The organism is Streptomyces sp. NPDC057280 (assembly GCF_042668605.1).
In the GTDB taxonomy this organism is placed as follows: Bacteria; Actinomycetota; Actinomycetes; order Streptomycetales; family Streptomycetaceae; genus Streptomyces.
Window position 1 is genome coordinate 557,006 of the sequence record NZ_JBHUYR010000004.1, and the last position, 11,961, is coordinate 568,966.

The following is an 11,961-nucleotide window of genomic DNA, read 5'->3' on the forward strand; positions in this document are numbered from 1 at the left end:
GGCACCTCCGGCCATGGGCGTTTCACGTGCGGTCGGGCTTTCAGCCGAAGCTCGCGTCGGAGTAGGGCATGTTCTTCAGGGGGTGGTTCGGATCGTCCCAGAGGAGGACGAGGCCGGGATCGTCGTGACTTCGGCGCAAGGTCCGTATGGACTGCGGCAGTTGTCTGACGTGCTCGGTGCTCTCAAGGGTCAGCAGTTCCGGCAGCGCCTTGGCCCCGGAGTGGCCGGTCCGCCGCCACACGACAACGGGCATGCCGAGATGGAGCGCGGCGCGCCGAGCCGGCCCGGCTTCCTCCGCCGCAATCGCCACGCAGGCGGGGTGGTGCTCCCACTGCTCCCAGTTGTCGCGATGCGTGCTCAGCCGGTCGAGCTCCTCGGCATCGAGCCAGTGGGCGGCCGGTTTGTCGTCCTGCGCATCCGGATCGTTGAGCCACTCCCAGCGGGCCCACCACAGATCGTGGAAGTGCGCGATGTTGTTCCGGGCCTCGGGGCAGCTGACCACCACGTCGAACCGCGCCCCCAGCTTCCACGGCTCGTCCACGCCGAGCTTGCACAGCCATTGGTCGAAATCGGTCTCCAACAATGTCTCGCTGACCGCGAATTCGATGCCCTTGAGCTCCAGGGGTCGACGGCAACCGGCCTCCTCGCCGCGCAGTGCCCGGGCGTGGCGCTGAAGGCCGTCCAGGCACTGCTCCATGAGGTTGGGCACGCTGTCGAGCGGGACGCTGAGGCCTCCGGAGGCGTCCTCCTGAGGTTGCACCCGCTTCCACTGCGCGGGGTCGGACGGCGAGTACAGCGAGATGTCGACGAACACCTGGGCTGGATCCTGCGGATCCTGATCGAGCTGCACGAACAGCGCGACTTCGAATGTGGTGAGGTTCGGCACCCGAGGCAGTTCGCCGAGCCCGAAACGTCCCCTGACCTCACGCACCCACGCACGCAACGCACCTGCACGTCTGGCGCCTTGGGGCCCCCCGCCGGTCCAGAACCCGGCCGCGAGGGCGTGCGCGAAGGCCACCACCTTGGGCATCGCGGCATCGGACTGCTCGCGCGCGTCCAGGTCCCGGGCCCAGTCGTAAAGGTCCTCGGTGGACGGTGGAAACGGCGCGGCCGCCCCAGCTGCGTCCCCATGTACACCGAAGGACCATCGGTACGCCTTCTCGGCCCAGACCGGCGGAATCGCGCCGCGCAGCTGGTCTTCGAGCCTTTGCCAGGCTTGTACGTCCAAGGTCGCGGGTGCACGTGGGGTGTCGACTGCCACTGGCTCCGGAGGGAGGGCCAAGAGCGCGTGCAGCAGCTTCTCTCTGAGGTCTTGCGGGCTGCTGATCTCCTTCAGCATGAGCCCCTCGTCGCGAAGCAGCTCCTTCCTGAACTCCTCCTGCCGGTCCCCGTGTTCGCACTTGAAGGCGCTCCGCGGCAGCCTCAGTTCCTGGCTGTCTTCCGAGAGCAGGAACACAAGGCGAGGTCTCCCGAGCTTCGTGGCCTCGCGGAACTCCAGCTGGGTGTAGGAGAGATGCTCCTCGTCGCGCACCGGCGACCCGTAGCGGAAGCCGATGATGCCCACGTACACGTCGGACTCGCCCACCTTCTCGCGGCAGGCCTGGGCGGGCGCCTGGTCGCGAGCGGGGAAGTACGCCATGTCGATGCATGCGTCCTGAGCCGAGCTGACGGCCTCCTCTGCCGCCGCCACATACGACAGGTCACCGGGATACAACCGCAACTCCGAGGTATGACTGAGGAACACCAGCCGCCTGGTCACGCACCCACCCTGTCGTCAACGCCCCACCTGAACTGCCCCGTTCACCAGGCTAACCACTGATCGACCCCCATGTGTACGAGATGTGCACACCCACCATCAGGTCAACTGTCCCGGACCCTTGACTCATAACTCGCCAGTAGCCATCCTCGTCCCACAGATTTGCGCCGGTCATGACAAAGACGCATGGCCGCCGACCGAGGGACGTGGGTCATGACCAAACCTCGACGCCCGTACGGCAGACGCAAACACGTCACCGTCGTGTCGCTCCTCCTCCTCGTGCTCGCCATCGCCCTCGGCCCCACCCCGAGCTCCGCGGCCGCGAGCGACTGGTGGAACCCGACCGCACGTCCCGCGCCGGACGCCCAGATCGACGTCACCGGCGAGCCGTTCACCGGCACCAACTCCGCCGGTGAGGTACGGGGGTTCGTCGACGCCCACAACCACCTCTTCTCCAACGAGGCCTTCGGCGGCCGCCTCATCTGCGGCAAGGTCTTCTCCCCGCAGGGCGTCGCCGACGCGCTCAAGGACTGTCCGGAGCACTACCCCGACGGCACCCTCGCGATCTTCGACTACATCACCCACGGCGGAGACGGGCGGCACGACCCGGTCGGCTGGCCGACGTTCAAGGACTGGCCGGCGTACGACTCGATGACGCACCAGGCCAACTACTACGCCTGGATCGAGCGCGCCTGGCGCGGCGGGCAGCGGGTGCTCGTCAACGACCTCGTCACCAACGGCGTGATCTGCTCGGTCTACCCCTTCAAGGACCGCAGTTGTGACGAGATGACCTCGATCCGGCTGCAGGCCAAGCTGACGTACCAGCTCCAGGACTACATCGACGCGATGTACGGCGGCCCCGGCAAGGGCTGGTTCCGGATCGTCACCGACACCGCCCAGGCCCGGCAGGTGATCAAGGCGGGCAAGCTCGCCGTCGTCCTCGGCGTCGAGACCTCCGAGCCCTTCGGCTGCAAGCAGATCCTCGACATCCCGCAGTGCAGCAAGGCGGACATCGACAAGGGGCTCGACGAGCTCTACGACCTCGGCGTGCGCAGCATGTTCCTGTGTCACAAGCTCGACAACGCGCTGTGCGGCGTCCGCTTCGACGAGGGCGCGCTCGGAACGGCCATCAACGTCGGGCAGTTCCTGTCCACCGGCACGTTCTGGAAGACCGAGAAGTGCAAGGGCCCGCAGCACGACAACCCCATCGGCACCGCCTCCTCCGCCGCGGAGAAGGATCTGCCCGCGGGCACCGAGGTGCCGGCCTACGACGCCGACGCGCAGTGCAACGTCCGCGGGCTCACCGACCTCGGTGAGTACGCCGTGAAGGGCATGATGCAGCGCAAGATGATGCTCGAGATCGACCACATGAGCGTCAAGGCCACCGGCCAGGCCCTCGACCTGTTCGAGGCCGCCGACTATCCCGGCGTGCTCTCCTCGCACAGCTGGATGGACCTCAACTGGACCGAACGCGTCTACTCCCTCGGTGGGTTCGTCGCCCAGTACATGCACGGCTCCGAGGGCTTCGTCGCCGAGGCCGCCCGCACCGACGCGCTGCGCGAGAAGTACGGCGTCGGCTACGGCTTCGGCACCGACTTCAACGGTGTCGGAGACCACCCCGGGCCGCGCGGCGCGAACACCTCCAACCCGGTGAAGTACCCGTTCAAGAGCGTCGACGGCGGCTCCGTCATCGACAAGCAGACGACCGGCTCACGCACCTTCGACTACAACACCGACGGCGGCGCCCATGTCGGCATGATCCCCGACTGGATCGAGGACATCCGCCAGGTCGGCGGGCAGGGCGTCGTCGACGACCTCTTCCGGGGCGCCGAGTCCTACCTCGACACCTGGGGCGCCACCGAGCAGCACCAGGCCGGCGTCAACCTCGCCAAGGGGCGGACCGCGACGGCCAGTTCCTCGGAGTGGAACCCGTTCACCAGCTACCAGCCGGGCCGCGCCGTCGACGGCGACGACGGCACCCGCTGGGCCAGCGACTGGAGCGACGACCAGTCGTGGCAGGTGGACCTGGGCGCCACCCACCTGGTCTCCCGCGTCACGCTCGACTGGGAGCGGGCGTACGCCAAGTCGTACCGGATCGAACTGTCCACCGACGGCACGAACTGGACGACCGCCTGGTCCACCACCTCCGGCGACGGCGGCCTCGACACGGCCAAGTTCACCGGGACGCCCGCCCGTTACGTCCGGGTCCACGGGCTCGGCCGCGGCACCGACTGGGGATACTCGCTCTACGAGGTCGGCGTCCACAGCGCCTGACAGGACCGCTACGGAGTCGGCGTCACGGCGCCCGACACCACCACGGGGGACGCGCACATGGCACGCATGCCGTCGGCACAACGGCGTCGGCAGCTCACCGAGGCGGCGATCCGGGCGATGGCCCGGGACGGCGTGGCCCGGACCACGACCCGTTCCATCGCCGCCGAGGCGGGCGTCTCCCTGAGCGTCTTCCACTACTGCTTCGACTCCAAGCAGGAGCTGGTCGAGTCGGTCATCACGACCATCACCGACCACTACGTCGGCATCGTGCAGGAGGCCCTGAAACCCAGGGCCTCCCTGGAGGAGACCGTCCGGGCCGGCTTCCAGGCCTACTGGGACCATGTGCGCGCCCATCCCGACGAGCACATGCTCACCTACGAACTCACCCAGTACGCCCTGCGGCAACCGGGGTTCGAGCATCTGGCCCGACGCCAGTACGAGCTCTACGGCGAGCTCTACACCGACATCATCGAGCGGCTGTCCACCACCATGGGCTTCCAACTCCGCGTCCCGGTCCCGGCGTTGGCCCGGTACCTCGCCGCCATGACGGACGGCCTGACCCTCAACTACCTGGTCCTCGGCGACGAGGACGCCTGGACGGACATCCTCGACACCGTCACCGCCCATATCGCCGGACTGGTCTCCGCCTAGGCGCGCAGCGGGTTGGTCCCGGTCGCCGCCAGCAGGTACCAGGCGGTCGCGCCCGTGTGCCGGTACGGGTAGTAGCCGAAACCGAAACCGGTGTCGAGCGGGCTGCTCGCCGAGACGACGCCGGACCCGGCGGCCACGGGGCGGGAGCCCAACGTCTGCCCGTCGCCCAGCAGTTCCTGGGCCCGCTCGATGGAGGCGAGGAGGTTCCGGGCGCGCTTGTCGTCCCCGGCGGCACAGCGGTCGCGCAGGGCCAGAGCCAGGTGGGCCGTGCCCTCGAACCACACGCCGTTGCGGTCCGGCCTGGGCTGGCCGGAGGCGATCGGGGCGTCCTCGTTCGCCCGCAGGCTCGCGGAGCTGAAGGTCACTCCCGTGTACGACTGGCCCGCCGGGACCGTGCTGTTGGGGCGGTCGGCCGAGTCCAGGACGGCGAGTTCGCGCGCGGCCCAGTCCAACGAGCGTGCGTGGGCGGGGGAGTCGAGGGCCAGGTGGGTCCAGGTCTGGGTGTCCTCGGGAATGGGGGACTTGTTGATCGTCACACCGTCGTTGGTGCCGGTGTAGAAGAAGCCGCCGTCCGGCTCCCACATCGTCTCGACGAACTTCCGTGCCACCGACCGCCGTTCCCGCCACACCCGGTCCCCGGTCAGCCGTGCGAGCTGCCCGAACAGGCCGACCAGGTCGGTGTTGTGCTCGGTCGAGGTGAAGGGCAGCTTCGCGTTCGTCCCGTCGACCCCGAACTTGAAGCCGCCGAGCGGCTCGTCGGTGCGGCCCACCCGGTCGATCCACTCGCCGATCCGCACCGCGCCCGTCAGGAACCGGCGCTCCCCGGTGCGGCGGGCGAGCGCGGCCAGTGCGATCCCGGCCCAGGCCATGTCACCCACCGCCGTACCGGTGAAGCCGAACTGCCGACCCACGTTGGCCTTGCCGTCTGCCCGGACGAACCCGTCCGGCTGCGGGGAACCGTCGTAGAAGGTGTACGGGCCCACGTTGTACGCCTGTCGGAGGCGACCGTCGTCGTGGTCGGGGTCGTTGGCCTGCGCGTACAGGAGCGCGTCGCCGAGCACCGCGGCACGGGACGTGCCGTCCCCCGAACGGCCCGCGAGCAGCGCCAGGATCGTCAGCGCGTTGTCGTAGGTGAACGCCGTGCTGAACAGGCCGGCTTGATCGGTGTAGCTCTGCGCCAGCCGGATCGTGCCGTGCTCCGGATAGGCGTCCATGGCGGCGGCGAGGAAGGCCCGCGCGCGATGCCGGGCGGCGCCCGGGCGCTGCGGCGATGCTCCCGCCGTACCCCCACCGGCCGCGGTGAGGACCGCGGCGCCCGCGCCGAGTCCGGTCCCGATGAGTGCGCGACGGCTGAGGGTCATGGGTCTCCTAGAGGGGATGCACGAAGAGGTCTGAGAGCGCTCTCAAAGGCGCGCGCTCATTCTGCTGTCACCGCTCGCCCCGGTCAACGGATGTGCACGGCAGACAAGTTGAGGCACACGAAAGCGGCCCCGGGAACACCCGGGGCCGCTTCGCGAGGAACGTGGATCAGACCGCCGTCGACGGGAACGTCGGGTACTCCACCCCGGAGACGTGCTGCACGACCCGGATCACCTGGCAGGAGTAGCCGAACTCGTTGTCGTACCAGAGGTAGAGGATCGCGTTGTCGCCGTCGACCTTCGTGGCGCCGGCGTCGACGATCGACGCGTGGCGCGAGCCGACGAAGTCCATGGAGACGGCGTCGGGCGCGGTGGTGAAGTCGATCTGGCGCTTCAGCGGCGAGTTCAGCGAGACGTCGCGCAGGTAGCCGAGGACCTCCTCACGGGTGGTCTCGCGGCCCAGACGCAGGCTGAGGATGGCGATCGACACGTCCGGCACCGGCACGCGGATGGAGCTGCCGGTGATCGGGGCCTTGAGGTCGGGCAGTGCCTTGGCGACGGCCGAGGCGGCGCCCGTCTCCGTGATCACCATGTTGAGCGGCGCGGAACGGCCACGGCGGTCGGCCTTGTGGTAGTTGTCCAGCAGGTTCTGGTCGTTGGTGAACGAGTGGACCGTCTCGACATGGCCGCGCAGCACGCCGTACTCGTCGTCCATCGCCTTCAGCGGCGGCACGATCGCGTTGGTGGTGCAGGACGCGCAGGACAGGATCTGCTCGTCCGGCTTCACGGTGTCGTGGTTGACGCCGTGCACGATGTTCGGGACGTCGCCCTTGCCGGGCGCGGTGAGCACGACCTTGTCGATACCGGGACGCAGGTGCTGCGAGAGGCCCTCGCGGTCGCGCCACTTGCCGGTGTTGTCGATGAGGATCGCGTTCTTGATGCCGTACGCCGTGTAGTCGACCTCGGACGGGTCGTTGGCGTAGATCACCTTGATCGCGTTGCCGTTGGCGGTGATCGTGTCGGTCGCCTCGTCGACGGTGATCGTGCCCTGGAACTGGCCGTGGATCGAGTCGCGGCGCAGCAGGGAGGCGCGCTTGACGAGGTCCTGCTCGCCGCCGCCGCGGACCACGATGGCGCGCAGCCGCAGACCGTTGCCGGAGCCGGACTTCTCGATGAGCAGGCGGGCGACGAGGCGGCCGATGCGGCCGAAGCCGTACAGGACCACGTCGCGGCCCTCGCCGCGCTCGATCTTGTTGGCGCCGGTGGCACCGGCGACGGCCTCGGCGGTGAAGGCCTCTACCGTCAGGCCGCGGTCGTCGGCGCGGTAGGTCGCGGCGAGCATGCCGATGTCGATCTGGGACGGGCCGAGGTCGAGGGTGGTGAGCGCCTGGAGGAAGGGCAGCGTCTCGGTGACCGACAGCTCCTCGCCGGCGATCTGCCGGGCGAAGCGGTGGGTCTTGAGGATGCTGACCACCGACTTGTTCACCAGGGAGCGGCTGTGCAGCAGGACGGTGACGTCCCGCTCGCGGTGCAGCTTCCCGATGATCGGGATCATCGACTCCGCGATCTCCTCGCGGGTCTTCCAGTTGGTGAACGAGTCCTCGTTGACAGTCACAAGATCCATCTTTCGAGCTAGGCAGCGCTCATATGTTAACCACATGTTCGTTTGACCCCTTGAACGGGGTGGGGCCTCCCACGCGTACCAGCGGGCACGGGGCCGCGTGCCCCGCCAGACCACGCCACGATCCAAGGGACGGACCACATGAACGCAAGCGCATCCATCGGTGTCACCGGACTGGGCGTGATGGGCCGCAACCTGGCGCGGAACTTCGCCCGCCACGGGGCCACGGTCGCCGTCCACAACCGCTCGGCCGGACGGACCCGCGCGCTGGTCCAGGAGTTCGGGCACGAGGGCACGTTCGTGGCCGCTGAATCGGCCGAGGAGTTCGTCGCCGCGCTCGAACGCCCCCGGAAGCTGATCATCATGGTGCAGGCCGGCCCCGCCACGGACGCGGTCATCGAGGAGTTCGTCCCGCTCCTGGAGCCGGGCGACATCGTCGTCGACGGCGGCAACGCCCACTTCGCCGACACCCGCCGCCGCGAGGCCGACCTGCGGGAACGCGGCCTGCACTTCGTCGGCACCGGCATCTCCGGCGGCGAGGAGGGCGCGCTCAACGGCCCGTCCGTGATGGTCGGCGGGTCCACGGAGGCGTACGCCGTACTCGGCCCCCTCTTCGAGGGCATCAGCGCACACGTCACCGGCGAGCCCTGCGCCGCCCACATCGGCACCGACGGCGCCGGGCACTTCGTGAAGATGGTCCACAACGGCATCGAGTACGCCGACATGCAGCTCATCGCCGAGGCGTACGACCTGCTGCGTCAGGTCGCCGGGTACACGCCGGCCGAGATCGCGGCCGTCTTCCGCCGGTGGAACGCCGGCCGCCTCGGCTCGTACCTGATCGAGATCACCGCCGAGGTCCTCGCCCACACCGACCAGGCCACCGGCGCGCCCTTCGTCGACGTCGTCGCGGACGCCGCGGGCCAGAAGGGCACCGGCCGCTGGACGGTCCAGACGGCCCTGGACCTCGCCTCCCCCGTCACCGCGGTGGCCCAGGCCACCTTCGCCCGCGCGGCCTCCGGACAGTCCGACCTGCGCGCCGCCTACCGGGGCCTCCCCGGCGGCACCACCCCGCCGCTCAGCCGCACCGAGGCCGATCGCTTCACCTCCCAGGTGGAACACGCGCTGTACGCCTCCAAGGTCATCGCCTACGACCAGGGCTGGACGATGATCCAGGACGCCGCCGCGGAGTACGGCTGGAAGATCGACCTCGGTTCCGTCGCCCGCATCTGGCGCGGCGGCTGCATCATCCGGGCCGCCTTCCTGGACCGCATCCGCGCGGCCTACGCCGCCGACCGGGACCTGGTCAGCCTGCTCGGCGAGATGGAGTTCGCCATGGAGATCACCGACGCCCAGGTCCCCTGGCGCGAGACGGTCGCCTCCGCGACCCGCCGGGGCATCCCCGTCCCGGCCATCTCCGCGGCCCTGGCCCACTACGACACCCTCCGCGCCGAACGCCTCCCCGCCGCCCTCCTCCAGGGCCAGCGCGACTACTTCGGCGCCCACACCTACGCCCGCGTGGACCGCCCGGGCGCATTCCACACCCACTGGGCCACACCGGGCCGCCCGGAGACGGCGAACTGACGGCAGCGCTCCCCGGCTCCCCGGGCAAAGGGAAGCGCCCCGCCAGGCAACCAGCGCAGGCGCAGCGCCCTCCTAACTGCTGAACCACATCGCAGACACAGGACGTTCACAGGGGGAGTGCGCCGTGGCAGAGCTGTCCCGCCGCCGGTTCGTGGTCTACACACTGGCGGCGTCCACGCTGACCGTCGCGGCCCCCCTCGGCTGCGACGCGCCGGCGGCCGAGGGTGCGACGGCCCGCCGGTCCGACGTCGTCGTGACCGGCACCGACGACGAGATGCTGGTCCTGGAGATCACCCGGGACAACAAGGTCGTCGTACGCCTGCCGCGCGTCGAGGTCGGCCAGGGGGTCACCACCGCCGTCGCCATGATGATCGCCGAGGAGCTCGACGCCCGGCTCACCGACATAGACATCCCGCTGGCCGAGGCCCGGACCAAGGGCAACCAGTTCACCGGCGGCTCCAACTCGGTCAGTTCGCTGTACGGCCCCGCCCGCAACCTCGCCGCCACGGCCCGCGCCCGCCTCGTCACCGCCGCGGCGCGGCGCTGGCGGCTGCCCGCGCGCGTGCTGCGCACCCGGGACACCATGGTCGTCGCCCCGGACGGCCGCACCGCCACCTTCGGCTCGCTCACCGAGACCGCCGCCCGGGTCCGCCGCCCCCGCGTGTCCAGCAAGCCCAAACCGGCGTCCCGGCACCGCGTGATCGGACACCCGACGACCCGCATCGACGCCCGTGACATCGTCACCGGCCGCGCCCGCTACACCGGCGACCTGACGGCGGCCGGTGCGAAGCCGACCGTGGTGGCCCGCCCGCCCACGCTCGGCGGCAAGGTCGTCGCGATGGACGACCGCGCGGCCCGGGCCCTGCCCGGCGTCCTGGAAGTGGTCAGGATTCCCGGGGGAGTCGCCGTGGTCGCGGAGTCCTTCCACTACGCCTTCAAGGCACGAGACAAGCTGAGGATCACCTGGTCCGACGGACCTCTGGCGGGGCTGTCCGACGCGGCCATCCGCTCACGGTTGCGGGCCGCGGTCCCGCCGCTCGGCAGACCGCCGCGCGGATCGGCCCAGCTGGAGGAACGGTTCGAGTTCGCCTTCGTCGGCCACGCCCCGATGGAGGTCCTCACCGCCGTCGCGGACGTGCGGGCCCGCCGTGCCGAGATCTGGTTCTCCTCCCAGTCGCCGATGGGCGCGCGGGAGGACATCGCCTCGGCGGTCGGGCTGCCGTCGTCCGCCGTACGCGTCCATGTCGTGCGCGGCGGCGGCTCGTTCGGGCGTCGGCTGGACCACGACGCGGCCATGGAAGCGGCCCTCATCTCCAAGAAGGCACGCCTCCCGGTGAAGCTGATGTGGAGCCGCGCCGACGACATCAAGCACGGGCGGATGCGCCCCGCCTTCCAGCACCGCATCCGGGTCAGCCACGCCCAGGGACGGGTCGTCGCCTTCGCCCACGCGACGGCCTCGGTGAGCGAGGCGTGGGAGGGGAAGTCCGCGCAGGGCGGGATCAGGGGGGCCGCCCTTTCTGCCGCCCGCTCCCCGGTGCCCAGCGACAGCGGCCTCTACAACTTCGGGAAGCTGTCCGGGGACTCGGGCTCCGTCGAGCTGGCGATGCCGCTCGGCGCCTGGCGGTCGGTGGACTCCGGGACCGTGCGCACGGCCGAGGAGATCGTCGTCGACGAGATCGCCCGGACCCTGGGCGAGGACCCGGTGGCGTTCCGCCGTACGACCCTGCGAAGCAAGGCCGTCAGAGCCGCCCTCGACAAGGTCGCCAGTGCGGGACAGTGGGGCCGGACGATGCCCGCCGGACAGGGCCAGGGCGTCGCCGTACACGAGGAGTACGGGTCCTGCGTGGCCTGCCTGGTGGAGATCGACGCCGCCGATCCGAAGAACCCGCGGGTGACCAAGGTCGTGATGGCGGCCGACGTCGGGACGGCCGTCAACCCGCGCGGACTGGAGGCCCAGCTCATGGGCACGGCGGTCGACGGCATCTCCACGATCCTGCGGGCCGGCCTCCACATCGACCGCGGTGCCGTCCGCGAGAGCAGCTACGCCGACTTCCACTGGGCCCGCCAACGCCACGCCCCCCTCCACTTCGAGGCGCACATCCTGCCCACGGGCGGCGAGCCGGGCGGCGCCGGAGAACTCGGCGTCCCCGCGGCGGCCGGTGCCGTCGCCAACGCCTACGCCCGCGCCACCGGCACCAAACCGCGTCGCTTCCCCCTCAACTTCTGATCGCTGGAAGGCCTCTGATGCCCCGTCACACCTTCGTCCTGAACGGTGAGTCGATCACCGTCGACGCCCCCGACGACATGCCGCTGCTGTGGGTGCTGCGCGACCTGCTGGACGTCACCGGCCCCAAGTACGGCTGCGGCGTGGGCGTCTGCCGCGCCTGCACGAGCCATCTCGACGGCGCCGAGATACAGCCCTGCGTCGTCCCCGTCGCCGACTGCGCGCGGCGCGAGGTCACCACCATCGAGGGTCTCGCCGACGGCGACACCCTGCATCCCGTGCAGCAGGCCTGGCTGGACTGCGACGTCTCCCAGTGCGGGTTCTGCCAGCCGGGCCAGATCATGGCCGCCGTCGCCCTGCTGAAGAGGACGCCCGAGCCGACGGACGCCGACATCGACGCGATCGAGAACGTGTGCCGCTGCGGGACGTACTCCCGCATCCGGGAGGCGATCAGGAAGGCGGCGACCGCCGGGGACTGAGTCACCTGGGTAAGGTC

The 11,961-nt window shown here is 70.2% G+C and carries 8 protein-coding genes; 5 read left to right on the forward strand and 3 right to left on the reverse strand.

Translation table 11 applies throughout. The features are described 5' to 3' along the window. Nucleotides 1-40: 40 nt before the first annotated feature. Nucleotides 41-1,759: a DUF4062 domain-containing protein gene (locus ACFUO4_RS26365; RefSeq protein ID WP_383489124.1), complete on the reverse strand. Its 1,719-nt coding sequence runs from the start codon at nucleotides 1,757-1,759 to the stop codon at nucleotides 41-43. Between the two features lie 210 nt (nucleotides 1,760-1,969). Between ACFUO4_RS26365 and ACFUO4_RS26370 the strand changes: the two genes are divergently transcribed. Together ACFUO4_RS26370 and ACFUO4_RS26375 are read left to right on the forward strand one after the other, a co-directional pair. Beyond that, the gene (locus ACFUO4_RS26370; protein ID WP_383489127.1) at nucleotides 1,970-4,030 is read left to right on the forward strand and encodes a discoidin domain-containing protein; all 2,061 of its coding nucleotides are present in this window, start codon (nucleotides 1,970-1,972) and stop codon (nucleotides 4,028-4,030) included. Nucleotides 4,031-4,087: 57 nt separating this feature from the next. Next, nucleotides 4,088-4,681, forward strand: a complete 594-nt coding sequence (locus ACFUO4_RS26375; protein WP_079309892.1) for a TetR/AcrR family transcriptional regulator — start codon at nucleotides 4,088-4,090, stop codon at nucleotides 4,679-4,681. Here the strand turns inward: ACFUO4_RS26375 and ACFUO4_RS26380 are convergent. Both ACFUO4_RS26380 and ACFUO4_RS26385 read right to left on the reverse strand, forming a co-directional pair. Next, nucleotides 4,678-6,042, reverse strand: a complete 1,365-nt coding sequence (locus ACFUO4_RS26380; protein WP_383489131.1) for a Tat pathway signal sequence domain protein — start codon at nucleotides 6,040-6,042, stop codon at nucleotides 4,678-4,680. The genes ACFUO4_RS26375 and ACFUO4_RS26380 overlap by 4 nt on opposite strands. A 166-nt stretch (nucleotides 6,043-6,208) precedes the next feature. Further along, nucleotides 6,209-7,654: a glyceraldehyde-3-phosphate dehydrogenase gene (locus ACFUO4_RS26385; protein WP_383489798.1), complete on the reverse strand. Its 1,446-nt coding sequence runs from the start codon at nucleotides 7,652-7,654 to the stop codon at nucleotides 6,209-6,211. Nucleotides 7,655-7,801: 147 nt separating this feature from the next. Between ACFUO4_RS26385 and gndA the strand changes: the two genes are divergently transcribed. The 3 genes from gndA to ACFUO4_RS26400 all read left to right on the forward strand — a co-directional run bounded on the left by gndA (nucleotide 7,802) and on the right by ACFUO4_RS26400 (nucleotide 11,944). Continuing rightward, a complete protein-coding gene (gene gndA / locus ACFUO4_RS26390; protein ID WP_383489134.1) occupies nucleotides 7,802-9,241 on the forward strand; it encodes an NADP-dependent phosphogluconate dehydrogenase in 1,440 nt (479 codons plus the stop codon). A 151-nt stretch (nucleotides 9,242-9,392) separates the two neighbouring features. Continuing rightward, nucleotides 9,393-11,468 carry a molybdopterin cofactor-binding domain-containing protein gene (locus tag ACFUO4_RS26395; protein WP_383489801.1) on the forward strand — a complete coding sequence of 692 codons (2,076 nt, stop codon included), beginning with the start codon at nucleotides 9,393-9,395 and terminating at the stop codon, nucleotides 11,466-11,468. A 17-nt stretch (nucleotides 11,469-11,485) separates the two neighbouring features. Beyond that, nucleotides 11,486-11,944, forward strand: coding sequence for a (2Fe-2S)-binding protein (locus tag ACFUO4_RS26400; RefSeq protein ID WP_079311242.1), 459 nt, complete (start codon nucleotides 11,486-11,488; stop codon nucleotides 11,942-11,944). The last annotated feature ends 17 nt before the right edge of the window (nucleotides 11,945-11,961 follow it).

Coding starts and splice junctions, on each gene's coding strand:
- ACFUO4_RS26400 (WP_079311242.1), top strand. CDS start 11,486: ATGCCCCGTCACACCTTCGTCCTGAACGGTGAGTCGATCACCGTCGAC.
- gndA (WP_383489134.1), top strand. CDS start 7,802: ATGAACGCAAGCGCATCCATCGGTGTCACCGGACTGGGCGTGATGGGC.
- ACFUO4_RS26380 (WP_383489131.1), bottom strand. CDS start 6,042: ATGACCCTCAGCCGTCGCGCACTCATCGGGACCGGACTCGGCGCGGGC.
- ACFUO4_RS26375 (WP_079309892.1), top strand. CDS start 4,088: ATGGCACGCATGCCGTCGGCACAACGGCGTCGGCAGCTCACCGAGGCG.
- ACFUO4_RS26370 (WP_383489127.1), top strand. CDS start 1,970: ATGACCAAACCTCGACGCCCGTACGGCAGACGCAAACACGTCACCGTC.